The sequence below is a fragment of the Pseudomonas sp. ML2-2023-3 genome, from assembly GCF_037055275.1.
Lineage (GTDB): Bacteria > Pseudomonadota > Gammaproteobacteria > Pseudomonadales > Pseudomonadaceae > Aquipseudomonas.
In genome coordinates, this window is record NZ_CP146343.1 from 4,979,945 (window position 1) to 5,003,767 (window position 23,823).

Genomic DNA, 23,823 nt, shown 5'->3' on the forward strand with positions numbered 1-23,823 from the left:
ACCGTAAACCTGCACAGGCCAAGCCTGAAAAACGCAGGTCCTGAAAAATATGGGTGAAGCATATAGAGGCCGCAGAGAGTAAGGAAATACGCATTAACAATCCAGCTCATAGCGGGTCTCTATGTAGTCGAATTCGATTTTAGACGGCTTTGTTACAGTTATTGTCGATAGTGCGACAAGGCTTTCGTCCTACAGATAAAGCCGTTAAGGTCGCCCGGTTTTCCACTGCTCGGAGCACTCTATGCCCGCCCCCGTTCTTTCTGGCCCGCAGTACCTGCGTGAAGGCCTGACGTTGGTTCTCAGCCCTGGCCTGCGCTTGTTCGTGCTGCTGCCGTTGCTGATCAATCTGGTGCTGTTCGTCGGGTTGATTTATTTCGCCGGGCATCAGTTCAGCCTCTGGGTCGATACCCTGATGCCGTCACTGCCAAGCTGGCTCAGCTTCCTCAACTACCTGTTGTGGCCGTTGTTTGTCGTGCTGGTGGCGTTGATGGTGTTTTTCACGTTCACCATGCTGGCCAACATCATTGCGGCGCCGTTCAACGGTTTTCTCTCGGAAAAAGTCGAGGCCGTCGTACGCGGGGTCGATAACTCACCGCCCTTCAGCTGGGGCGAACTGGCTGCGATGGTGCCCCGCACCCTGGCCCGGGAAATGCGCAAGCTGGGCTACTTTCTGCCACGGGCCATTGCGCTGCTGATCCTGTCGTTCATACCGGTGCTCAACCTGATTGCGGCCCCGTTGTGGCTGTTGTTCGGGGTCTGGATGATGGCTATTCAGTACATCGACTACCCCGCTGATAACCACAAGCTGGGCTGGAACGAGATGCTTGCCTGGTTGCGCGAGAAGCGCTGGCAGAGCATGAGCTTCGGCGGCATCGTCTACCTGGTGCTGCTGATCCCGGTGGTCAATGTGCTGATGATGCCCGCTGCTGTCGCTGGCGCCACCCTGTTCTGGGTGCGCGAGCGGGGCGATGAAGCGCTGGCATCGCGCTAGCGACTTCATAAATCCATCATCACCGTGACACACGGGCGTCATGACCCCAGAACACACTGGGGTCATGACCACAGCCCTGCACATCGCCCTGATCACCGAAACCTTCGCGCCTGAAATCAATGGTGTTGCCAATACCCTTGGCCAGCTGTGTGATGGCTTGCGTGCGCGCAATCATCGCGTGGAACTGGTACGCCCGCGCCAGGCCGACGATGGCGGCCAGCGCAGCAACGACGAACTGATGCTGTGCCGGGGCTTGCCGCTACCCGGCTACCCCGGCCTGCAGTGGGGCCTGACATCCACCCATCGCCTGACCAAACGCTGGCGCCAACAACCTCCGGATGTGGTCTACATCGCCACAGAGGGACCATTGGGCCTGTGTGCATTGCGGGTTGCACGTCGCCTGGGCATTACCGCGGTCACGGGGTTTCACACCAACTTCCAGCAGTATTTGCGTCAACACGGCCTGACCCTGTTCACCCGTGCACTGACGCACTACTTGCGCTGGTTCCATAACCGTTCTGCACTGACCCTGGTCCCCAGCACCAGCCAGCGCGTGGAGCTTGCGCGCAGGCATTTTGAACGCCTGGATCTGCTCCCTCGCGGTGTTGACAGCCAGTTGTTCAGCCCGGCAAAACGCCAGGACGCCTTGCGCCAGAGCTGGGGACTCAGGGAAAACGACATTGCGCTGTTACATGTGGGGCGCCTGGCACCGGAAAAAAACCTGGATGCACTCAAGCGCTGTCTTGATGCGCTGCAAGCCCGCTATCCGGCGCGCCGGTTCAAGTTGATCGTGGTGGGTGACGGATCAAAACGTGCGGCCCTGGAAGCCTCATTGCCCGAAGCGATTTTTTGCGGGCAACAGTCAGGACACGCCCTGGCTTGTCACTACGCCTGCGGGGATGTGTTTCTGTTTCCGAGCCTGAGCGAGACATTTGGCAATGTGGTGCTTGAAGCCCAGGCCTCTGGCTTGGGCGTGGTGGCCTATGACGAGGCCGCTGCTGGCCTGCATATCCGCCATGGATACAACGGAGTGCTGGCCATGCCGGGGGACGAATACGCCTGGATCGAAGCCGCCTGCTGGCTGCTTGAAGACCCAGAGACCTTACGCACCCTGCGCCTCAATGCCCGACGTCATGCCAGCCGCCAAAGCTGGCCAGGCATTGTCGAGCAGTTCGAAAGCCAGTTGTTGCGGGCTCGACAGGGCTCCATGTGCGAAGCCCCGGTGCCCATTCACGTCGCGGTAAAAAAACCTTAAGCCAGGGATTTTTCAATCGACTGAATCACCGTCGCATCGTCTGGCGCGGTGCGCGGTGAGAATCGCGCCAACACCCGCCCATCTTTGCCGACCAGGAACTTCTCGAAGTTCCAGGTGATTTCCCCCTCAAACTCGGCCCCCTCGCCTGCCAGCAAACGATAGAGCTGATGACGGTCAGGCCCGTTGACCTCAAGCTTGCTGCTTAGAGGAAAACTGACACCGTAGTTGAGGCTGCAAAACGCCTGAATTTGCTCCTCGGTACCCGGCTCTTGTCCGGCGAACTGATTGCATGGCACGCCCAAAACGCTGAAACCCTGGCCCTTGAATTGCTGATACAGGTTTTCCAGCGCTGCGTACTGAGGGGTCAAACCGCACTTGGAGGCCACATTCACTACCAGCACCACTTTGCCTTTGAAGGTGTCCAGTGGTAGCGGCTTGCCATCCAGCGCGTCTAAAGTAAGTTCGTGAAAAGCACTCATGACGGACTCCAAAATTCCCGTATCCACGTTCAAGCAATCGTCCGACGTACCGATTACCGTAATCTCCCAGGATCAAAAAAGGCGCCCGTAGGCGCCTTCCTGGCTAGTTCACAAGTGAGCGTAGCAGCACTTATCAGTGCTGATGACCGCCTTCACCGTGGACGTGGCCGTGAGCGATTTCTTCTTCGCTGGCATCACGAATTGCAACAACCTTGACCTTGAAGTTCAGACGCTGACCAGCCAGTGGGTGGTTGCCATCAACGGTCACATCGTCGCCGTCCAGATCACGGATGGTCACGATCTGCATTTGGCCGTCCGGCGCCGAAGCGTGGAACTGCATGCCAACTTCCAGTTGGTCAACGCCTTCGAACATGCTGGCGCTCAAGGTGCTTACCAGCTCGGCGGAGTACTCGCCGTAAGCGTCTTCAGGTTCAACGCTAACGTCCAGCTCGTCACCAACAGCCTTACCGATCAGAGCCTTTTCCAGACCCGGAATGATGTTACCTGCACCTTGCAGGTAGACCAGCGGCGCGCCGCCGGCAGAGCTGTCGATGACCTCACCAGCGTCATTGGTCAGGGTATAGTCGATGGAGACAGCCTTATTGGCGGCGATCGTCATGGGGCGAGACCTTTTGCAAAAAAATAATGAGTTCGCAAGTTTAACCAAGCAATCGCCCGAAAGCGAACACAACAAAGACCAACGGATAATTTTGAAAACTTCAACGATCATTGGCTGGCGTCAGGATGAAGAGCAGCACTGGGTTGTCGTGCTCTCCTGTGGCCACACCCAGCACCAGCGTCACCAACCGCCCTGGCAATCAAGACCCTGGGTGCTTGACCCTGAGCAGCGCCAGGCAAAAATAGGCCAGCCCTTTGACTGTGGCTGGTGTGCTCAAGACGCGGATAGCGCTAATCTTGGCAATTGATTCAGGCACAAGCCCGGTTAAAGGGTGTTGCCCTTGCACTGCCACGTCAGGAAGCTCGCATGCAAACTTTCTTTATCGCTCCCACCGACTTTGGTGTGGGTCTGACCTCTATTAGCCTGGGCCTGGTTCGCACCCTGGAGCGCGCCGGGTTGAAAGTCGGGTTTTTCAAGCCCATTGCCCAGCCGCATCCGGGTGACTTCGGCCCTGAACGTTCCACCGAGCTGATCGCCCGCACCCACGGCCTCAAGCCACCGACCCCACTGGGTCTGGCCCATGTCGAACGCATGCTCGGTGACGGCCAGCTGGATGAGCTGCTCGAAGAGATCATCAACCTCTATCAACAGGCTGCCATCGGCAAGGACGTACTGATCGTAGAAGGCATGGTGCCCACCCGTACCGCCAGCTACGCGGCTCGGGTCAACTTGCACCTGGCCAAGAGCCTGGATGCCGAAGTGATTCTGGTCTCGGCCCCTGAAAACGAAGTGCTGACCGAGCTTTCCGGACGGGTGGAGTTACAGGCGCAGCTGTTTGGCGGGCCCAAGGACCCTAAAGTACTCGGTGTGATCCTCAACAAGGTACGCACCGACGAAAGCATGGAAGCCTTCTCGGCACGCCTCAAAGAGCATTCCCCATTGCTGCGCAGTGGTGATTTCAAGCTGCTGGGCTGCATTCCGTATCAACCCGAACTCAACGCCCCGCGCACCCGCGATGTAGCCGAACTGCTCGGCGCCCAGGTGCTCAATGCCGGGGACTATGAAACCCGGCGCATGTCGAAAATCATCCTGTGCGCCCGCACGGTACTCAACACCCTGCAACTGCTCAAACCGGGCGTGCTGGTCGTCACCCCCGGCGATCGCGACGACATCATCCTGGCCGTCAGCCTGGCCGCGATGAATGGCGTTCCGCTGGCGGGCCTGCTGCTGACCAGCGACACCCAGCCCGATCCGCGCCTGATGGAGCTTTGCCGGGGTGCGTTGCAGGCCGGGCTGCCCGTGCTGTCGGTGAGCACGGGGTCCTACGACACCGCCAACCGCCTCAATGGCCTGAACAAGGAAATCCCGATCGATGACCGCGAACGTGCCGAAATCATCACCGACTTTGTTGCCAGCCATCTGGACGCCCACTGGCTGCATCAACGCTGCGGCACGCCACGGGAAATGCGCCTGACCCCAGCCGTCTTCCGCTACCAACTGATCCAGCGCGCCCAGCAGGCCAACAAGCGGATCGTTTTGCCCGAAGGCAGCGAGCCCCTGACCGTCCAGGCGGCAGCTATTTGTCAGGCTCGCGGCATCGCCCGCTGCGTATTGCTGGCCAAGCCCGAAGAAGTCCACGCGGTCGCCAAGGCCCACGGTTTCGAACTGCCCGAGGGCCTGGAAATTCTCGACCCGGACCTGATTCGCGCCCGGTACGTCGAACCGATGGTGGCCTTGCGCAAGACCAAGAGCATCAACGCGCCGATGGCCGAGCAGCAGCTGGAAGACCCGGTGGTGATTGGCACCATGATGCTGGCACTGGACGAGGTCGACGGGCTGGTTTCAGGGGTCATCCACTCAACCGCCAACACCATCCGGCCTGCCCTGCAGTTGATCAAGACGGCACCGGGCTGCACGCTGGTATCGTCGGTGTTCTTCATGCTGTTCCCCGAGCAGGTGCTGGTGTACGGCGACTGCGTGATGAACCCGCACCCGAGCGCCTCTGAACTGGCAGAAATCGCCCTGCAAAGCGCCGACTCTGCCGCGGCGTTCGGCATCACCCCGCGGGTGGCCATGATCAGCTATTCCAGCGGCGAATCGGCCAGCGGTGAAGAAGTCGAAAAAGTCCGCGAAGCCACCTTGCTGGCCCACGAAGCCCAGCATTCACTGCTGATCGACGGCCCGCTGCAATACGATGCCGCCGCCAACGAGGTAGTCGCCAGGCAACTGGCCCCCAACAGCCAGGTGGCAGGCCGAGCCACCGTTTTTGTGTTCCCGGACCTGAACACCGGCAATACGACTCACAAAGCCGTGCAACGCAGCGCCGATTGCGTCAGCCTCGGGCCAATGCTGCAAGGCCTGCGCAAGCCGGTGAACGATCTGCCACGCGGCGCTCAAGTGGACGATATCGTCTACACCATCGCCCTCACGGCCATTCAAGCCGCCAACCGACCTATGGATATTTAAATGTTGGACTTCTTGCCTGCACCGCTACGCGGCGTCATTGCTTCGCTGCTGCTGGCGATCAACACCATCGTGTGTTGCACGCCGCTGTTCATCGTCGCGATTTTCAAGCTGTGTCTGCCCTTTGCGGCAGCTCAACGGGTGACCGACGAATTGATGCGCCGTATCCACGAAGCCTGGATCGCCAACAACAATCGCTGTATGGACTTGCTGCGCAAGACCCGCTGGCATATCAAGGGCCTTGAGGGGCTGGACTATGAGCACTCGTATCTGGTGACCAGCAACCACCAGAGCTGGGTCGACATCATGGTGCTGCAATACGTGCTCAACAAACGCATCCGCCCGCTCAAGTTCTTCCTCAAGCAGGAGCTGATCTGGGTGCCGGTCATTGGCCTGGCGTGGTGGGCGCTGGGCTTTCCGTTCATGAAACGCTACTCCAAGGCCTACCTGGCCAAGCACCCGGAGAAAAAAGGCGCGGATCTGGCGACCACACGTAAAACCTGCGCCAAGTTCAAAAACCAGTCCGTGGGGATCTTCAACTTCGTCGAAGGCACGCGCTTTACAGAAGCCAAGCACGCGCAGCAAAACTCGCCGTTCCGCTACCTGCTCAAGCCCAAGGCCGGAGGCATCGCCTTTGTGCTGGATGCAATGGGCGAACAGCTGCAGTCCATCATCAACGTGACCATCCACTATCCGGGCGGGCGTCCAGGGTATTGGGACTTGCTGTGCGGCAATGTGAAAGACGTGGTGGTGGTGTTTGAAGAGCTGCATATCCCGGCTGAGTTTCTGGGTAAAAACTACGATCAGGACCCCGAGTACCGGCTGGCATTCCAAGGCTGGATCAACCAGTTATGGGAAGACAAGGACCGGCTGCTGGAGGAGTTGCATCGCGAGTTCCCTAAATCCTGATGCCTCTGGATCTTGTGGGAGCGGGCTTGCTCGCGATGCAGGCGCCCCGGTTTGGCTCAAGAACATAGATTCCATCGCGAGCAAGCCCGCTCCCACAGGGGCATTTCCGGCATCTGAAGCCCAATAAAAAGCCCGCCACCGATCTCTCGGTGGCGGGCTTTTTAGTGCGGCTTAAATCGCGCCGCGTTGGCGCAACAGGTCGAGCACCAGTTTGACGCTCTCTTCCAGGGACAGCGATTGCGTGTCGACCACAAGGTCGGCATTCAACGGCACGTCATACGGGAAGGATTCACCCGGGATGTTGTCACCACCCGCTGCATACAGCCCTTGCGGGTCACGCTCGGCGCACACGGCCGGGGATGCCTGAACATAAACGGTCACCAGACGGTCGCTGCCAATCAACGCCTTGGCCTGTTCACGGCCTTCAGCGTCCGGCGCCACGAAGGCGGCCAGTGTCAGCAGACCGGCTTCGTTGAACTGGCGCGCCACGTGAGCAGCACGACGCCAGTTTTCAGTACGTCCGGCACGATCCTGTGGCAGACCCTTGTTCAGGTCATGGCGCAGGTTCTGGCCATCCAGCACGAATACCGCACGTCCCATATCGAACAACTTGCGTTCAACCGCATAGGCCAAGGTGCTTTTGCCGGCACCCGACAGCCCGCTGAACAACACGGTGGCCGGTTGCTGGCCAAAACGCTGGGCACGCTCTTCAACAGCCACATGGGCCAGTTTGCCGTGATGGGTTGCGTTGCCATGACTCAACGGCTGGGCAACGATCATGCCTGCACCCACGGTGCCGTTGGTCAGGCGGTCGATGATGATGAACGAGCCGGTCGTGCGGTTGCTGTCATAACCATCCAGCGCAATCGGCGCGTCGAGGCTGATTTTGACTTTGCCGATTTCGTTCAGCTGCAAAGCACTGGCCGGACCTTCTTCCAGGGTGTTCACATCGACTTTGTTGACGATGCTGGCAACCGAACCCGGTACGTAGCTGGTCGCGCGCTTGATGTCGTACTTCTTGCCCGGCAGCATCGGCTCTTCAGCCATCCACACCAGCATGGCTTCGAAGTTGTCAGTCACCAGCGGCACGTTGTCGGCATGCACCAACAAGTCGCCACGGGAGATGTCGATCTCGTCTTCCATGGTCAGGGTAACTGCCTGACCGGGGCCTGCGTGCTCCAGTTCACCTTCAAAGGTGACGATGGATTTGACGCGGCTGCTCTTGCCCGACGGCAACACGACGATTTCATCGCCCTTGTGCACGATGCCGCTGGCCAGGGTGCCGGCAAAACCACGGAAGTTGAGGTTCGGACGGTTCACGTACTGCACCGGGAAGCGCAGGTCGGTGAGGTTGCGGTCGGCCGCCACTTCCACGGTTTCAAGGATTTCCATCAGCGACTGGCCGGTGTACCACGGCGAGCGCTCGGATTTGTTCACCACGTTGTCGCCTTTAAGGGCAGACATCGGCACAAAGTGCAGGCTGGTCGGCTTGAGCTTCAAGCCCTCGGCAAACTTCAGGTAGTCGGCCTTGATCGACTCGAACACACCTTCGTCAAAACCCTTGAGGTCCATCTTGTTGATGGCCACGACGATATGCTTGATGCCCAGCAACGAGGCAATGAAGCTGTGGCGACGGGTCTGGGTCTGCACGCCGTAACGGGCATCGACCAGAATGATCGCCAGGTCACAGGTGGACGCACCGGTGGCCATGTTGCGGGTGTACTGCTCATGGCCCGGGGTGTCGGCAATGATGAATTTGCGCTTGGCGGTAGAGAAATAGCGATACGCCACGTCAATGGTGATGCCCTGCTCGCGCTCGGCTTGCAGACCGTCAACCAGTAGTGCCAGGTCGATATCGTCGCCCGTGGTGCCACTTTTTTTCGAGTCGCGGGTAATGGCTTCCAGATGGTCTTCGTAGATCATCTTGGAGTCGTGCAGCAGGCGCCCGATCAGGGTGCTTTTGCCGTCGTCGACGTTGCCGCAGGTCAGGAAGCGCAACATCTCTTTGCGCTCGTGCTGGCCCAGGTAGGCGAGGATGTCCTCGCTGATCAAATCAGATACATGCGACATGACAACCCCTTAGAAATAACCTTGACGTTTTTTATCTTCCATTGAGCCTGCGCCATCGTGATCGATGACTCGGCCTTGGCGCTCGGAAGTTCGCGTCAGGAGCATTTCCTGGATGATGTCGGTCAGGGTTTCAGCCTCTGACTCCACCGCGCCGGTCAGCGGGTAGCATCCCAGGGTACGGAAGCGGACCTTTTTCTTGACGATGCGAGCCTTGTCTTCGTCAGACAGGTGCTCAAGGATACGGTCGTCGTCGATCATGATCAGCGTGCCGTTCTTCTCGATGACCTCGCGCTCGGCCGCAAAGTACAGCGGCACAATCGGGATGCCCTCAAGGTAGATGTACTGCCAGATGTCCAGCTCGGTCCAGTTCGACAACGGGAACACACGGATGGATTCGCCCTTGTTGACGTTGCCGTTGTAGACGTTCCACAACTCGGGGCGCTGGTTTTTCGGATCCCAGCGGTGCTTGCTGTCACGGAAGGAATAGACGCGCTCTTTGGCGCGGGATTTTTCTTCGTCGCGACGGGCACCACCAAAGGCGGCATCGAAGCCGTATTTGTCCAGAGCCTGCTTCAGGCCCTCGGTTTTCATGATGTCGGTGTGCTTGGCACTGCCGTGGGTGAAGGGGTTGATCCCTTGAGCCACGCCGTCCGGGTTGACGTGAGTGATCAGGTCCAGGCCCAGCTCGGCAACCATCTTGTCGCGAAAGCTGTACATCTCCTGGAATTTCCACTGGGTGTCGACATGCATCACCGGAAACGGCAGCTTGCCAGGGAAAAACGCCTTGCGTGCAAGGTGCAGCATCACGGCGGAATCTTTACCGATCGAGTACAGCATCACCGGGTTATCGAACTCGGCGGCCACCTCGCGGATGATGTGGATGCTTTCCGCCTCCAGCTGTTTCAGGTGCGTCAGTTTGTCGACCATGGCTACTCACGAAAGCTATCTTATGAACGGCCTGCGGGCCGTGTTCGAGGGTCGAATGCTAGCACAGCGTCCGCTTCTATAGATGACCCCAGCTAGATCGAAACGGTCTAAGAATAGACCCCGGAGTTTGGGCGATTACTCCCTGTGGGACGGGCTTGCTCGCGATGCAGGCAATGCGGTTATACCGCAAGACCGCGTTGATTCGATCGCGAGCAAGCCCGCTCCCACAGGGTTGGATTCCAATAATCAGATCGGATTCGGGCAATCGATGAACAGGTGTTCCAAAGCAAAGCGCCGCGCCAGGTAGTCACCCAATGCCTGCACGCCATAGCGTTCGGTAGCATGGTGCCCCGCGGCAATGAAGCTGATGTCGTTTTCCCGGGCACTATGGAAAGTTTGCTCCGAGGCTTCGCCACTCAGGTACAGATCAACGCCCGCCAGCACCGCCTGATCGATATAGCCTTGCCCGCCACCGGTACACCAACCCACGCGGCGGATCATTTCACTGCCTTCAATCAGCAGCGGCTCGCGCCCAAGCGCCTCTTGAACACGGCGTGCAAAATCACGGGCGGTCACAGGCTCGGCCAGAGAGCCCACCAACCCCACCACTTTCGAATTGCCAGGATCAAGCGGGCCTTCGACGGTGATGTCCAGCTGCCGCGCCAATTGCACGTTGTTGCCCACCTCGGGATGCAGGTCCAGTGGCAAGTGATAGGCCAGCAGGCTGATGTCGTGCTTGAGCAGCGTCTTGAGGCGACGTTGCTTCATCCCGGTCACGCAGGGATCTTCGCCCTTCCAGAAGTAACCATGGTGCACCAGCACCAGATCGGCCTGGGCCTCGACTGCAGCATCCAGCAGTGCCTGGCTGGCGGTCACGCCACTGACGATGCGCATCACCTGGGGGCGACCTTCGACCTGCAGGCCATTGGGGCAGTAATCATTGATGGCGGCGCAATTGAGGTAACGATTTGCTTCTTCTACCAGCGTGCTCAGGGCGACAGCCATAAAAGACTCCTAAATATAGCGTTCAGAGCCGGGCGGCCCTCGTATAATGGCGCCATTATGGGCCGTCAGAACGGCTCTGCAACCTTCAGGACTGAGTTCAATGTTTAAGGCTTTGCGTTTTTTTGGCTGGCCATTGCTGGCTGGCGTGCTTATCGCTTTGCTGATTATTCAGCGTTACCCGCAGTGGGTTGGACTGCCGAGCCTGGACGTTAATCTGCAACAAGCCCCGCAAACCAGTTACATGCAGCAAGGGCCGGTGACCTATGCCGACGCGGTGGTGCGTGCCGCGCCTGCCGTAGCCAACCTGTACACCACCAAAGTGGTGAACAAAAACGCCAGGCCCTTGTTCGAGGACCCGCAGTTCCGGCATTTTTTCGGCAACAACGAGCCCAAGCAAAAACGTATGGAGTCCAGCCTGGGTTCGGCGGTTCTGATGAGTCCCGAAGGCTATTTGCTGACCAATAACCACGTGGTCGCAGGGGCCGACCAGATTGTGGTGGCGCTGAAGGACGGTCGTGAAACACACGCCAGGGTCATTGGCAGCGACCCGGAAACTGACCTCGCGGTGCTGAAGATCGACCTCAAGAATCTGCCGGCAATCACCATCGGCCGCTCGGACACCTTGCGTATCGGTGATATCGCCCTGGCAATTGGCAACCCGTTCGGCGTGGGTCAAACCACCACAATGGGCATCATCAGTGCCACAGGCCGCAACCAGTTGGGCCTGAACAACTACGAAGACTTTATCCAGACCGATGCCGCGATCAACCCGGGCAACTCGGGCGGCGCACTGGTAGATGCCAACGGCAACCTGACCGGCATCAACACCGCGATTTTCTCCAAGTCAGGCGGTTCGCAAGGCATCGGCTTCGCGATCCCGATCAATCTGGCGATGGAGGTCATGAAGTCGATTATCGAGCACGGCCAGGTCATTCGCGGCTGGCTGGGGATTGAGGTTCAACCCTTGACCCAGGAACTGGCCGAGTCGTTTGGTCTCAGTGGACGCCCGGGAATTGTTGTCGCGGGCATTTTCCGTGGGGGGCCGGCGCAAAAAGCCGGTCTTGAACTGGGAGACGTGATTCTGAGCATCGATGGCGAGCCTGCCAGCGATGGGCGCCGCTCAATGAATCAGGTGGCGCGGATCAAGCCTTCGGACAAGATCACGATCCAGGTCATGCGTAACGGCAAAGAGCTTAAGCTCACCGCCGAGGTGGGCCTGCGACCGCCACAGGAGCAGCCGCCGCAGCAGGAAGAGTAAGCAACGAGCCCTCACCACCTGATGTGGGAGCGGGCTTGCTCGCGATGGTATCGCCGCGGTTTGCCTGAACTACCGCGGCGCCTGCATCGCGAGCAAGCCCGCTCCCACAAGAGCCGCGGTCAACCTCTATTCGATATCCGATAACCCTTCAATCAACGCCGCATTCTGCTCCGGCGTACCGATGCTGATGCGCAAGAACTGGGCAATGCGCAATTGCTTGAAGTGGCGCACGATCACGCCCTGCCCCCGCAACTTGGCCGCCAGCGCCGCCGCATCGTGTTCCGGATGACGGGCAAAGATAAAGTTCGCCGCCGACGGCAGCACTTCAAAACCCAGTGCCTGCAACTGCCCTACCACGTGTTCGCGACTGTCGATTACCTGCTTGCAGGTGTGCTCGAAGTATTCACGGTCGGCAAACGCCGCCGCAGCGCCCGCAATGGCGATACGGTCCAGCGGGTAGGAGTTGAAGCTGTTCTTGATCCGCTCCAGCGCTTCGATCAGATCCGGGTGGCCCACTGCCAACCCGACCCGCAAGCCGGCCAGGGAACGCGATTTGGACAGTGTCTGAGTCACCAGCAGGTTCGGGTAGCGATCCACCAGGCTGATGGCCGTCTCGCCACCAAAGTCGATGTACGCTTCATCCACCACAACCACTGAATCAGGGCTGGCCTTGAGGATCTGCTCGATGGCCTCCAGCGCCAACAGGCAGCCGGTCGGGGCATTCGGGTTAGGGAAGATGATCCCGCCATTAGGCCTGGCATAGTCCGCAGGCTGGATCTGGAATTGCTCATCCAGAGGCACGGCATCAAATTCGATGCCGTACAAACCGCAGTAAACCGGATAGAAGCTGTAGCTGATATCCGGAAACAGCAGCGGCTTGTCGTGCTGGAACAGGCCATTGAATACATGGGCCAGGACTTCGTCCGAACCGTTGCCCAGAAACACCTGGGCAGCCTGTACGCCGTAGTACTCGGCCACCGCCTGCTTGAGCAGGTCGCTGTTCGGGTCAGGGTACAAACGCAGATTGTCGTTGATCTCGGCCTGCATCGCCGCCAGGGCCTTGGGCGAAGGCCCATAAGGGTTTTCGTTGGTGTTGAGCTTGACCAGTTTGGTCAGCTTCGGCTGCTCACCCGGCACGTAAGGCACCAGATCCTTGACGAATGGACTCCAGAATTTGCTCATGCTTATTGCCCCTTGTCGTCGGCGATGATGCGGTATTCGGCACTGCGGGCGTGACCGGTCAGCGACTCACCACGGGCGAGAATCGATGCGGTCTTGCCCAGGTCGGAAGCACCCTGCTCGGAGCAGAAGATGATCGAGGAGCGCTTCTGGAAGTCATACACCCCCAGCGGCGACGAAAAACGTGCCGTGCCGGAAGTTGGCAAAACGTGGTTGGGGCCCGCGCAGTAATCACCCAGGGCTTCAGACGTGTGTCGGCCCATGAAGATCGCGCCAGCGTGACGGATCTGCGGCAGCCAGGCTTGCGGGTCAGCCACCGACAACTCCAGGTGCTCCGGAGCAATGCGATTGGCAACGTCGATGGCTTGCTGCATGTCATTCACCAGAATCAGTGCGCCACGGCCATTGATCGACGTTTCGATGATGTCGGCACGCTCCATGGTCGGCAACAACTTGGCAATGCTCGCCGCGACCTTGTCGAGGAACTCGGCGTCGGGGCTGACCAGAATCGCCTGTGCGTCTTCATCGTGCTCGGCCTGGGAAAACAGGTCCATGGCAATCCAGTCCGGATCGGTCAGGCCATCGCACACCACCAGAATTTCCGAAGGGCCGGCGATCATGTCGATGCCCACCTGACCGAACACGTGGCGCTTGGCGGTGGCGACATAGATGTTGCCCGGGCCGACCACTTTGTCGACTTTCGGAACGCTTTCTGTGCCGTAGGCCAGTGCCGCAACGGCCTGTGCACCGCCGATGGTGAACACTCGGTCAACGCCCGCAATGCAGGCGGCAGCCAGCACCAGCTCATTGATTTCGCCACGAGGGGTCGGCACCACCATGACCACTTCGGTAACGCCTGCGACCTTGGCCGGAATGGCGTTCATCAACACCGATGACGGGTAAGAGGCTTTGCCGCCCGGTACGTACAAGCCTGCCCGGTCCAGTGGCGTGACTTTCTGGCCCAGCACCGTGCCGTCGGCTTCGGTGTAGCTCCAGGAATCCTGCTTCTGTTTTTCGTGATAGCTGCGCACACGCTGTGCGGCTTTTTCCAGCGCTTCACGTTGCGGCGCAGTGATACGGGTCAGGGCCAGTTCCAGGCGCTCGCGGGGCAGGATCAAGTCGGCCATCGAGTTGACGCTCAGCCCGTCAAAGCGCTGGGTGAACTCAACCAGAGCAGCGTCGCCACGCTCACGCACGGCTTTGATGATGTCGAGCACACGCTGGTTGACCGAGTCGTCAGACACACTTTCCCAGCTCAGCAGATGATCCAGATGCTGCGCGAAATCCGGGTCAGCAGCGTTGAGTCGGCGAATTGCAGTGGGAGCGGTCATAGCGAGGGCCTCGGTATTGGGCGAATGCTTAGAATGGATGATGTTACACAGTGAAGGCAGCAAGACTACCAAGCCATCCGCGCAGGTCGCTGAAATTTCTGGCTATTACACGGATAGATGGGCGCGACTCAAGGTCGCGCAGGTGAGTCAGCCGCGGTGTCGCGATTCCACTGCCTTGCGCAGGGTATCGATCAGGGCTTGAATACGGGCGTGCTGCATTTTCATCGAAGCCTTGTTAACCACCAGACGGGAGCTGATGGCGGCAATGAATTCCTGAGGTTCCAGGCCATTGGCGCGCAAGGTGTTGCCGGTGTCGACCACGTCGATGATCTTGTCGGCCAGGCCAATCAGCGGCGCCAGCTCCATCGAGCCGTACAGCTTGATGATGTCGACCTGGCGGCCTTGCTCGGCGTAGTAGCGCTTGGCGACATTGACGAACTTGGTGGCAACACGCAGGCGGCCTTTAGGCTCGGGAACACCAATGGCACCGGCAGTCATCAGCTTGCACTGGGCAATCTGAAGGTCCAGCGGCTCGTAAAGGCCCTGGCCGCCGTACTCCATCAGCACGTCTTTACCCGCGACACCGAGGTCTGCCGCGCCATGTTCAACGTACGTCGGCACGTCGGTGGCGCGTACGATCAGCAGACGTACATCGGGTTGGGTAGTCGGAATGATCAGCTTGCGGCTTTTGTCCGGATTCTCGGTCGGCACAATGCCCGCTTCAGCGAGAAGCGGCAGGGTGTCGTCAAGGATACGGCCCTTGGACAGTGCAATGGTCAACATGGGAAACGTAAGTCCTTATCAGGGTACTTTTTGCCCGGGCGCAATCGGCGCCGGACAAGCATCGAGCCTGATATCAGGCTCGACTTGAACGATTCGAGGCCAGGTAAGGTAACGCTTGCAAGCCGTTACGTCACCTGGCGGCTGGACACTATCCCTGTGCCCATGATGCCAAACAGCAAAAACTAGCCCGGAACGCGGCGAATTTTGGCGCCCAGCATTTGCAGTTTTTCTTCGATGCACTCGTAACCACGGTCTATGTGGTAGATGCGGTCGATCAGGGTATCGCCTTCAGCGACCAGAGCCGAGATAACCAGGCTGGCCGAAGCACGCAGGTCGGTAGCCATGACTGGCGCGCCCTTGAGGGTTTCAGTACCGGTGACGATGGCAGTGTTGCCTTCGACCTGGATCTTGGCACCCATGCGGTGCAGTTCGTACACGTGCATGAAGCGGTTTTCGAAGATGGTCTCGATCACTGCGCCCGTGCCTTCGGCGATGGCGTTCAGGGAGATGAACTGCGCCTGCATGTCCGTCGGGAACGCCGGGTACGGAGCCGTACGCACGTTCACCGCTTTAGGACGCTTGCCGTGCATGTTCAGCTCGATCCAGTCTTCACCGGTAGTGACTTCGGCGCCCGCTTCCTTGAGCTTTTCAAGAACGGCTTCGAGGATGGTCGGATCGGTGTCCTTGACCTTCACACGGCCGCCGGTCACGGCAGCGGCTACCAGGTAGGTACCGGTCTCGATACGGTCCGGCATCACGCGGTAGGTTGCGGTGTGCAGTTCTTTGACGCCATCAATGGTGATGGTGTCCGTGCCTGCACCGCTGACCTTGGCGCCCATGGCGTTCAGGAAGTTGGCCAGGTCGACGACTTCAGGCTCGCGTGCAGAGTTCTGCAAAACGCTGCGGCCATTGGCCAGAGCGGCGGCCATCATGATGTTTTCAGTACCGGTCACGCTGACGGTATCGAAGAAGAAGTTGGCACCGCGCAAGCCGCCTTCCGGAGCCTTGGCCTTGATGTAGCCACCTTCCACGTCGATCACTGCGCCCATGGCTTCAAGGCCGCGGATGTGCAGGTCAACCGGACGCGAACCAATGGCGCAACCACCTGGCAAGGCCACTTCGGCATAACCGAAACGCGCAACCATCGGGCCCAGAACCAGGATCGAGGCACGCATGGTTTTAACCAGTTCGTACGGCGCAACCAGGGTTTTGATAGTGTTCGGGTTGATTTCGACGCTCAGCTTTTCATCGATCACCGGCTCAATGCCCATGCGACCGAACAGCTCGATCATGGTGGTGATGTCATGCAAGTGCGGCAGGTTGGCTACAGTGACCGGGCCATTGCACAGCAAGGTCGCTGCCAGAATCGGCAGGGCGGAGTTCTTCGCCCCGGAAATGCGGATTTCGCCATCTAGACGAACGCCGCCGGTAATAATCAATTTATCCATAACAATCTCGACGCCAATGGGCTCAGGGGGCTCAGGTGCGCTCGGCCCAGGCCGCGCTGCTGAAGAATTTCATAGTGACCGCATGGATGCTGCCATCAGCGATCCACGGGTTCAAATGGGCATAGATGCTTTGTTGACGTTTGACCGGGCTCAAGGCCACCAGTTCGTCACTAATCACGTTCAGCTGAAAGTTGCAGCCTTCGCCCTCAACTTCTACCTGGGTTCCAGGCAGCTTTCCCTCAAGAAAGCTCTTCACTTCTACGGCCTGCATGCTCAACCTCAATCGGCGCCTAACGCGCGCGGGTCGGCCATCATACAAAAAAGCCCCGCGCCTGCGAACCCCGTATAACAGGACTCTGACGGGGGGACTTTTCTATACGTGGCTATTAATGATGTGCCAGCAATTCGGTCAAGCCCGAGACCTGGGCGATTTCGCGCATGTCTTCGGGCATGTCACGAATGCTCAATGGCTTGTTCAGGGCTTGCGCATCACGGATGTAACACAGCAACAGCGACAAACCGACGCTGCTGGATTTGGTGACACCCGAGCAGTCAACGACCAACGCCTTGGCCAGAGCTTTTTTGATCAGTGCCTGACCTTCAGTGCGCAAGCGGGGGCCGGTCTGATAATCGAGTACGCCACTGAGGCGCAACTCGCTCTCGCCGGCCAGGGTTACAGCCGCTTCACTCATTGGCCTGCAGCCTTGGGCGAAGCTGCATCGGTCGTTTCCTTGGCCTTGGCTACTTCGCCAGCCCAGTTATCGATGGTTTTATCCAGGTTGTTGCCGTTGCGCTGCATGGCGTCGGCGAACTGATCACGGAACAGCTTGCCGATGTTGATGCCGTTAATGATCACGTTACGCACTTTCCACTCGCCGTTAACCTTGTTAAGGGTATAGGACAGCGGGTAAATCGCCCCGTTATCACCTTTGACGGTCATGTCGACGCTGGTGCGATCGCCGCTTTCATCCTTGGCCGGGGCAACGGTGATGCCCTGGTTTTTGAACTCAAGCAAGGCATTGCCATAGAACTGCATCAGGCTGCGCTTGAAGTTCTCTTGAAAGCGCTGCATTTGCTCAGGACTCGCACTACGGGAGTACTTCACGGTCATGATGCTTTTCGAAATACCGTCGGCATCCACCACCGGCCCGACAATACCGTTCAGGGCATCGTAGAACTTGCTCGGGTTTTGCTTGTACTGCTCTTTATTGGCAGCCAGGTCAGCCAGCAACCGGGTGGTTGTGTCTGAAACGATGTCGTGAGCAGACTGCCCCGGCGCAGCATTCGCCACCAGAGGGAGGGCTGCAGCCATAATTACCAACAGGCCACGGCGCAAGAGAGAAATCATCTTAAAGCTCCTTATTTGGCGTCTTTGCTAACGGTATTGAGCAGGAATTTACCGATCAGGTCTTCAAGGACCAGCGACGACTGAGTGTCGTGAATGGTGCCACCGTCCTTGAGCACAGTGTCTTCACCACCCACGCTCAGACCGATGTATTTCTCGCCCAGCAGACCCGCTGTGAGAATAGACGCAGTCGAATCGGTCGGCAGATTATCCACAGCTTTTTCGAGCTGCAGGGTGACACGGGCCATGTAGTTGTCACGGTCCAGGTCAATCGCCGTAACCTTGCCGATGGTCACGCCCGCCATGGTGACTTTGGCGCGCACGGTGAGGCCGGCAATATTGTCAAAGTTGGCGTACAGTTTGTAGGTGTCAGTGCTGGCGGTCGGGGACAGTCCGCTGACCCGCAGGGCAAGCAGAAGCAAAGCCAGGATGCCAGCCAGCAGGAACAGGCCGACACCGATTTCCATGGTGCGGTTTTGCATCAGAAATCTCCAAACATCAAGGCAGTCAAAATGAAGTCCAGCCCGAGGACTGCCAGAGAGGCATACACCACGGTCTTGGTAGTGGCACGGCTGATCCCCTCTGATGTGGGCTCACAGTCATAACCTTGAAACACGGCAATCCAGGTCACCACGAAAGCAAATACGATGCTTTTGATGATCCCGTTAAGTACGTCACCACTGAAGGTCACGCTATTTTGCATATTGGCCCAGTAGGAACCGTCATAGACACCCAGCCAGTCCACTGCAACCCACGAACCGCCCCAGATGCCGACCACACTGAAAATCATCGCCAGCACAGGCAGGGAAATAAAACCGGCCCATAACCGCGGCGCGATAATGTATTTGAGTGGGTCGACCCCAATCATTTCCAGGCTGGACAGCTGCTCGGTCGATTTCATGTTGCCGATTTCAGCGGTCAAGGCAGAACCCGCCCGCCCGGCGAACAGCAAGGCAGTCACCACCGGCCCCAATTCGCGCAACAGGGTGAGGGCCACCATCTGCCCAACCGCCTGCTCGGAACCATAGCTGGACAGAATGCTGAAGCCTTGCAGCGCCAGCACCATGCCGATGAATATGCCGGAGACCACGATAATGACCAGCGACATGACACCAACGGAGTGCAGCTGCTTGATCAGCAGCCCGAAACCGCCGCCGATACCGCCTCGCCCCAGCAGTGCATGAAACAGGAAAATCGTCGAACGCCCCAGCACCGCGACGATGTCGATCCCGGCTCGGCCAAACAAACCGATACGGTCCATTAATGAATGTCTGCGCATCAGCGCTTCCCCAGTAGATCGGTTCGGTAGTCCGACGCCGGAAAGTGAAACGGAACCGGGCCATCCGGATCGCCGGTCATGAACTGGCGAATGCGCGGGTTATCGGCGTTCATCAACTCTTCAGGCGTACCCTGCCCCAGCACCTGACCGTCACCGACTACATACAGATAGTCGGCGATGCTCGCGGTTTCAGCCAGGTCGTGAGACACCACAATACTGGTGATGCCCAGCGCATCGTTAAGCAGGCGAATCAGCCGCACCAGCACTCCCATTGCGATGGGATCCTGGCCCACGAAGGGTTCGTCATACATCAGGATTTGCGGATCCAGAGCAATCGCCCGCGCCAGGGCCACCCGACGCTTCATGCCGCCGGACAACTCGTCGGGCATCAAATCGATAGCCCCGCGCAAGCCCACCGCCTGCAATTTCAGCAGCACGATGTCACGAATCATTTCTTCAGGCAGCTGGGTATGCACCCGCAGCGGGAAGGCAACGTTCTCGAACACATCCAGATCGGTGAACAATGCACCACTCTGGAACAACACCCCCATGTGCTTGCGGGCATCAAACAAATCACTGCGCGACAGGGTCGGCAGGTTTTGATTGTTGACCCACACTTCGCCGCTGCTGGGACGCAGTTGCATGCCCATCAGGCGCAATAGTGTGGTTTTGCCGCAGCCCGACGGGCCCATGATTCCCGTGACCTTGCCACGGGGAATTCGAATATCGACATTATTGAAGATGCTGCGCGTGCCGCGCTTGAAGGACACTCCCTTCAGCTCGACCGCGTAGGCGTTATCGGCGCTCATCTAAACTCCTTGCGATGCAGCCTCTGCCTCTCACCCGGACACCAAACTTCTTATCAAGAAGCACGCGTTCCCTGGCGGGCCGAACTGGCGGCGAACTATACCACTGCTCATAGTGACCGCCCAAGACCGAAGGAGTGCCGGTTCAGCCTCAATACAGTGAAATAAAGCGGGTTTTTCTGTAAACACACTAAGAGTTTACCTACGCAGGCAACAAAGCACTGCGATCAAGCGTGAGGGAACGCCACATAACCGCTATAATCGTTGCCTTTTCTCAGGCTACCCGACTTCAACCATGAGCCAATCCAGCGACCTGATTCAATCCGCCCAACGCACCATCCGCCTCGAACTGGAAGCCGTAGAGGGCTTGCTGACTCATATCGACGCAGATTTCGTACGCGCTTGCGAGATGATTTTGGCAAGTAAAGGCCGGGTAGTCGTGGTCGGCATGGGCAAGTCAGGGCACATAGGCAACAAAATTGCCGCCACCCTGGCCAGCACCGGCACCACGGCTTTTTTCGTTCATCCGGCAGAAGCCAGCCACGGTGACATGGGCATGATCACCCGGGATGACATCATTCTCGCGCTGTCCAATTCTGGCTCAACCGCCGAAATCGTCACCCTGCTGCCGCTGATCAAGCGCCTGGGCATCAAATTGATCAGCATGACCGGTAATCCGCAATCGCCCCTGGCCAAGGCGGCCGATGTCAGCCTCGATGCAAGCGTGGCCCAGGAGGCCTGCCCGCTAAACCTGGCACCGACCTCCTCCACCACGGCAACCCTGGTGCTGGGCGATGCACTGGCCATAGCACTGCTCGAAGCCCGTGGCTTCACAGCCGAAGACTTTGCCTTCTCCCATCCGGGTGGAGCACTGGGCCGGCGTTTGCTGCTCAAGGTCGAAAACGTCATGCACTCTGGCGATGAGTTGCCGCAAGTCATGCGCGGCACCCTGCTCAAAGAAGCACTGATGGAAATGACCCACAAGGGGCTGGGCATGACTGTCGTCATCGAAGAGGACGGCCGGCTGGCCGGGATCTTCACTGACGGTGACTTGCGCCGCACCCTGGACCGTGAAATCGATATCCGCAACGCAACCATTGATGCCGTCATGACCCCGCACGGCAAAACCGCCCGGGCCGACATGCTGGCGGCCGAAGCCCTGAAGATCATGGAAGATCACAAAATCAGCGCACTGGTGGTTGTCGACAAGCAAGATCGCCCGGTTGGCGCCTTGAACATGCACGATCTGCTACGCGCAGGAGTAATGTAATGACCCAGGAACTTCTCAAACGCGGCAAAGGCATCAAGCTTGCCATTTTTGACGTTGACGGTGTCTTGACCGACGGTCGCCTGTACTTCCTCGAAGACGGCAGCGAATTCAAAACCTTCAATACCCTCGACGGCCAAGGCATCAAGATGCTGATGGCGGCCGGTGTTCAAACCGCAATCATCAGCGGTCGCAAAACCCCGGTCGTCGAGCGCCGCGCGCAAAATCTGGGCATCCCGCACCTCTATCAGGGCCGGGAAGATAAATTGGTCGTGCTGGACGAGCTTCTTGGCCAACTCAACCTAAGCTATGAACAGGTCGCCTATTTGGGCGACGATTTGCCAGACTTGCCGGTTATCCGTCGTGTCGGCCTTGGCATGGCAGTGGCCAATGCTGCAAGTTTTGTTCGCGAGCACGCCCACGGCGTTACCCAGGCACGTGGTGGCGAAGGTGCCGCCCGCGAATTCTGCGAGCTGATTCTGCGTGCCCAGGGCAGCCTGGACGCAGCCCACGCCGCCTACCTATAGAGCTTTCTATGCTGAGCAAAAAGATTCGCCAAATACTGCTGTTCGCGGTCATTGCTTCGCTGTTTGCAGCAGTTGGCTACTGGAACATCAGGCCGGAACGCTTTCTCGACGCCCCTACCGTGGCCGTGGATGAACACGCTATCGACTATTACGCCACCAACGCACGCAGCCTTCAGTTTCTGCCCGACGGCAAGTTGCAGTACGAGATGACCTCCGAGAAGCTTGAACATTTGAAAGCTTCCGAAGTCACTCTATTGACCAACCCGAAAATGCAGCTGTATCGCGGCACGGCCTACCCGTGGGACGTGAAGAGCGAGCGCGGTGAAGTCAATCCGGACGGTACTGAAGTCGAGCTGATCGACTCGGTGCGCATAGCCCGTACCGACGAGAAAAAACGCACCACGATTATTACCAGTACCCGCATGACTGTATTCCCGCAGAAGCAATATGCGCAGACCGAGCGAGACGTTAGAATCGACGGCGCTGGCGGCGTGACTACTGGCAAGGGAATGAAAGCATATTTGAAAGACGGCAGGATGGACCTGCTGTCCAACGTAAGAGGACAGTATGAGTCTCGTTAAAACCCTCCCTTTATTGCTCAGCTTGAGCGCAGCACTGGGAAGCGTGAGCGCCTGGGCTCTGCCGAACGACAACGAGCAACCTATCCGCATTCAGGCCAACGAAGCACAACTGGATGACAAGCAAGGCATCGCCACCTACAAGGGCGATGTAATCATCACCCAGGGCTCGATGAAAATCACCGGCAATACCGTCACCATCACCCGTAACGCTGCGGGAGAAATCGACGTGGTGACTTCTGTGGGCAACCTGGCTTACTTCGAGCAGTTGCAAAAAGCCACAGACCCCAAGCCGGTCCAGGCTTACGCCGTCACCATTCAGTACCATGCGCCGCAAAATCGCATCGTGCTGATCGACAAGGCCAAGGTCATCAACGACGGCAACACCACCGAAGGCGAGAAAATCGTCTACGACACGGTGAAACAAATCGCCAGCGCCGGTCGCGCCAATGGTAGCCAGGTCACAGCACCTCGCCCACGCATCGACATGGTGATCCAGCCCAAGAAGAAAACCGACCCGCAGAAGGCCCAGTAATGGCAACTCTGAAAGCCCAGCATCTGGCCAAAAGCTACAAGGGCCGTCAGGTAGTACGTGATGTCAGCCTGTCGATCGACAGCGGGCAAATCGTGGGTTTGCTCGGCCCTAACGGCGCGGGCAAGACCACGTGCTTCTACATGATTGTCGGCCTGGTGCATGCCGACCAGGGCCGCGTCCTGATCGACGACCTGGACGTCAGCCATGAGCCCATGCACGGCCGCGCACGCGCCGGTATAGGCTACCTGCCGCAGGAAGCCTCGATTTTCCGCAAGCTGTCTGTCGCGGATAACATCATGGCCATCCTCGAAACACGCAAGGAACTCGACAAGGCCAGTCGACGCAAAGAGCTGGAAAGCCTGCTGCAGGAGTTCCACATCAACCACATCCGCGACAACCTGGGCATGAGCCTGTCGGGTGGTGAACGTCGCCGGGTAGAAATTGCCCGCGCCCTGGCCACTGCGCCAAAGTTCATCCTGCTCGACGAACCTTTTGCCGGGGTTGACCCGATTTCGGTGGGCGACATCAAGCAAATCATTCACCACCTCAAGGCCAAAGGCATTGGCGTGCTGATCACCGATCACAACGTTCGTGAAACCCTCGACATCTGCGAAACCGCTTATATCGTTAACGACGGCCAACTGATCGCCGAAGGTGATGCAGAAACGATTCTGGCCAACAAGTTGGTGAGAGAAGTTTACCTGGGCCATGAGTTCCGCCTGTAAATCCAGGCATGTCGCGTGTTGTCAGAGCACCTGAGGCAGTAAAA

Annotated in this window: 26 protein-coding genes; 11 read left to right on the plus strand and 15 right to left on the minus strand. The window is 58.5% G+C overall.

The features are described from left to right. Positions 1-241: 241 nt before the first annotated feature. Positions 242-991: a sulfate transporter CysZ gene (gene cysZ, locus V6P94_RS23010; protein WP_338648747.1), complete on the plus strand. Its 750-nt coding sequence runs from the start codon at positions 242-244 to the stop codon at positions 989-991. A gap of 64 nt (positions 992-1,055) precedes the next feature. Then, the gene (locus V6P94_RS23015; RefSeq protein ID WP_338648748.1) at positions 1,056-2,246 is read left to right on the plus strand and encodes a glycosyltransferase family 1 protein; all 1,191 of its coding nucleotides are present in this window, start codon (positions 1,056-1,058) and stop codon (positions 2,244-2,246) included. On the opposite strand, the gene V6P94_RS23020 is transcribed toward V6P94_RS23015, so the two are convergent. Continuing rightward, positions 2,243-2,725 (minus strand): glutathione peroxidase, encoded by a 483-nt coding sequence (locus V6P94_RS23020; protein ID WP_133076350.1) that lies wholly within the window; start codon positions 2,723-2,725, stop codon positions 2,243-2,245. The two genes, V6P94_RS23015 and V6P94_RS23020, sit on opposite strands and share 4 nt — an antisense overlap. A 133-nt stretch (positions 2,726-2,858) precedes the next feature. Continuing rightward, positions 2,859-3,344: a peptidylprolyl isomerase gene (locus V6P94_RS23025; RefSeq protein WP_019824979.1), complete on the minus strand. Its 486-nt coding sequence runs from the start codon at positions 3,342-3,344 to the stop codon at positions 2,859-2,861. On the opposite strand from V6P94_RS23025, the gene V6P94_RS23030 reads away from it, so the two are divergent. From V6P94_RS23030 to V6P94_RS23040, 3 genes are read left to right on the plus strand one after another with little or no spacing between them, the layout of a single operon-like run. Beyond that, entirely contained in the window at positions 3,313-3,651 is a 339-nt protein-coding gene (locus V6P94_RS23030; protein WP_133076351.1) for a DUF3565 domain-containing protein, read from the plus strand. The two genes, V6P94_RS23025 and V6P94_RS23030, sit on opposite strands and share 32 nt — an antisense overlap. Before the next feature lie 59 nt (positions 3,652-3,710). Further along, the gene (gene pta / locus V6P94_RS23035; protein WP_326427344.1) at positions 3,711-5,810 is read left to right on the plus strand and encodes a phosphate acetyltransferase; all 2,100 of its coding nucleotides are present in this window, start codon (positions 3,711-3,713) and stop codon (positions 5,808-5,810) included. Beyond that, entirely contained in the window at positions 5,811-6,716 is a 906-nt protein-coding gene (locus V6P94_RS23040) for an acyltransferase (protein ID WP_338648750.1), read from the plus strand. Positions 6,717-6,887: 171 nt separating this feature from the next. On the opposite strand, the gene cysN is transcribed toward V6P94_RS23040, so the two are convergent. The 3 genes from cysN to V6P94_RS23055 all read right to left on the minus strand — a co-directional run bounded on the left by cysN (position 6,888) and on the right by V6P94_RS23055 (position 10,718). Beyond that, entirely contained in the window at positions 6,888-8,786 is a 1,899-nt protein-coding gene (gene cysN, locus V6P94_RS23045) for a sulfate adenylyltransferase subunit CysN (protein ID WP_338648751.1), read from the minus strand. 9 nt (positions 8,787-8,795) lie between these two features. Next, positions 8,796-9,713 carry a sulfate adenylyltransferase subunit CysD gene (gene cysD, locus V6P94_RS23050; protein ID WP_019408820.1) on the minus strand — a complete coding sequence of 306 codons (918 nt, stop codon included), beginning with the start codon at positions 9,711-9,713 and terminating at the stop codon, positions 8,796-8,798. A 246-nt stretch (positions 9,714-9,959) separates the two neighbouring features. Further along, positions 9,960-10,718, minus strand: a complete 759-nt coding sequence (locus V6P94_RS23055; RefSeq protein ID WP_338648752.1) for a Nif3-like dinuclear metal center hexameric protein — start codon at positions 10,716-10,718, stop codon at positions 9,960-9,962. A 100-nt stretch (positions 10,719-10,818) separates the two neighbouring features. On the opposite strand from V6P94_RS23055, the gene algW reads away from it, so the two are divergent. Beyond that, complete coding sequence (gene algW, locus V6P94_RS23060) at positions 10,819-11,976, plus strand: Do family serine endopeptidase AlgW (RefSeq protein ID WP_133076356.1); 1,158 nt, start codon at positions 10,819-10,821, stop codon at positions 11,974-11,976. Positions 11,977-12,102: 126 nt separating this feature from the next. Here the strand turns inward: algW and hisC are convergent, their stop codons facing one another. The 10 genes from hisC to V6P94_RS23110 all read right to left on the minus strand — a co-directional run bounded on the left by hisC (position 12,103) and on the right by V6P94_RS23110 (position 20,150). Further along, entirely contained in the window at positions 12,103-13,158 is a 1,056-nt protein-coding gene (gene hisC / locus V6P94_RS23065; RefSeq protein ID WP_338648754.1) for a histidinol-phosphate transaminase, read from the minus strand. A 2-nt stretch (positions 13,159-13,160) separates the two neighbouring features. Beyond that, the gene (gene hisD, locus V6P94_RS23070) at positions 13,161-14,486 is read right to left on the minus strand and encodes a histidinol dehydrogenase (protein WP_133076358.1); all 1,326 of its coding nucleotides are present in this window, start codon (positions 14,484-14,486) and stop codon (positions 13,161-13,163) included. A 147-nt stretch (positions 14,487-14,633) separates the two neighbouring features. Beyond that, on the minus strand, positions 14,634-15,269 hold the full coding sequence (gene hisG, locus V6P94_RS23075; protein ID WP_133076359.1) for an ATP phosphoribosyltransferase: 636 nt from the start codon (positions 15,267-15,269) through the stop codon (positions 14,634-14,636). Positions 15,270-15,451: 182 nt separating this feature from the next. Continuing rightward, positions 15,452-16,717, minus strand: coding sequence for a UDP-N-acetylglucosamine 1-carboxyvinyltransferase (gene murA, locus V6P94_RS23080; protein WP_133076360.1), 1,266 nt, complete (start codon positions 16,715-16,717; stop codon positions 15,452-15,454). Between the two features lie 31 nt (positions 16,718-16,748). Continuing rightward, the gene (locus tag V6P94_RS23085; protein ID WP_003439919.1) at positions 16,749-16,988 is read right to left on the minus strand and encodes a BolA family protein; all 240 of its coding nucleotides are present in this window, start codon (positions 16,986-16,988) and stop codon (positions 16,749-16,751) included. 115 nt (positions 16,989-17,103) lie between these two features. Continuing rightward, positions 17,104-17,409, minus strand: a complete 306-nt coding sequence (locus tag V6P94_RS23090; RefSeq protein WP_019825006.1) for a lipid asymmetry maintenance protein MlaB — start codon at positions 17,407-17,409, stop codon at positions 17,104-17,106. Beyond that, positions 17,406-18,065: a phospholipid-binding protein MlaC gene (locus V6P94_RS23095; RefSeq protein WP_133076361.1), complete on the minus strand. Its 660-nt coding sequence runs from the start codon at positions 18,063-18,065 to the stop codon at positions 17,406-17,408. The genes V6P94_RS23090 and V6P94_RS23095 overlap by 4 nt, the downstream gene beginning before the upstream one ends. Before the next feature lie 11 nt (positions 18,066-18,076). Next, positions 18,077-18,544: an outer membrane lipid asymmetry maintenance protein MlaD gene (gene mlaD / locus V6P94_RS23100; protein WP_019825010.1), complete on the minus strand. Its 468-nt coding sequence runs from the start codon at positions 18,542-18,544 to the stop codon at positions 18,077-18,079. After that, positions 18,544-19,341: a lipid asymmetry maintenance ABC transporter permease subunit MlaE gene (gene mlaE, locus V6P94_RS23105; RefSeq protein WP_133076362.1), complete on the minus strand. Its 798-nt coding sequence runs from the start codon at positions 19,339-19,341 to the stop codon at positions 18,544-18,546. Before mlaE ends, mlaD begins: the two co-directional genes overlap by 1 nt. Beyond that, entirely contained in the window at positions 19,341-20,150 is an 810-nt protein-coding gene (locus V6P94_RS23110; protein ID WP_046809022.1) for an ATP-binding cassette domain-containing protein, read from the minus strand. The genes mlaE and V6P94_RS23110 overlap by 1 nt, the downstream gene beginning before the upstream one ends. 292 nt (positions 20,151-20,442) lie before the next feature. Here V6P94_RS23110 and V6P94_RS23115 point away from each other — a divergent pair, with 292 nt between their 5' ends. The 5 genes from V6P94_RS23115 to lptB are packed head-to-tail and all read left to right on the plus strand — an operon-like array spanning position 20,443 to position 23,779. Further along, a complete protein-coding gene (locus V6P94_RS23115) occupies positions 20,443-21,417 on the plus strand; it encodes a KpsF/GutQ family sugar-phosphate isomerase (protein ID WP_019825016.1) in 975 nt (324 codons plus the stop codon). After that, positions 21,417-21,941: an HAD family hydrolase gene (locus V6P94_RS23120; RefSeq protein ID WP_133076363.1), complete on the plus strand. Its 525-nt coding sequence runs from the start codon at positions 21,417-21,419 to the stop codon at positions 21,939-21,941. The genes V6P94_RS23115 and V6P94_RS23120 overlap by 1 nt, the downstream gene beginning before the upstream one ends. 8 nt (positions 21,942-21,949) lie before the next feature. Then, a complete protein-coding gene (gene lptC / locus V6P94_RS23125; RefSeq protein ID WP_338648757.1) occupies positions 21,950-22,522 on the plus strand; it encodes an LPS export ABC transporter periplasmic protein LptC in 573 nt (190 codons plus the stop codon). Beyond that, positions 22,509-23,054: a lipopolysaccharide transport periplasmic protein LptA gene (lptA, locus tag V6P94_RS23130; RefSeq protein WP_133076365.1), complete on the plus strand. Its 546-nt coding sequence runs from the start codon at positions 22,509-22,511 to the stop codon at positions 23,052-23,054. The genes lptC and lptA overlap by 14 nt, the downstream gene beginning before the upstream one ends. Beyond that, positions 23,054-23,779, plus strand: a complete 726-nt coding sequence (gene lptB / locus V6P94_RS23135; RefSeq protein WP_133076366.1) for an LPS export ABC transporter ATP-binding protein — start codon at positions 23,054-23,056, stop codon at positions 23,777-23,779. The genes lptA and lptB overlap by 1 nt, the downstream gene beginning before the upstream one ends. The last annotated feature ends 44 nt before the right edge of the window (positions 23,780-23,823 follow it).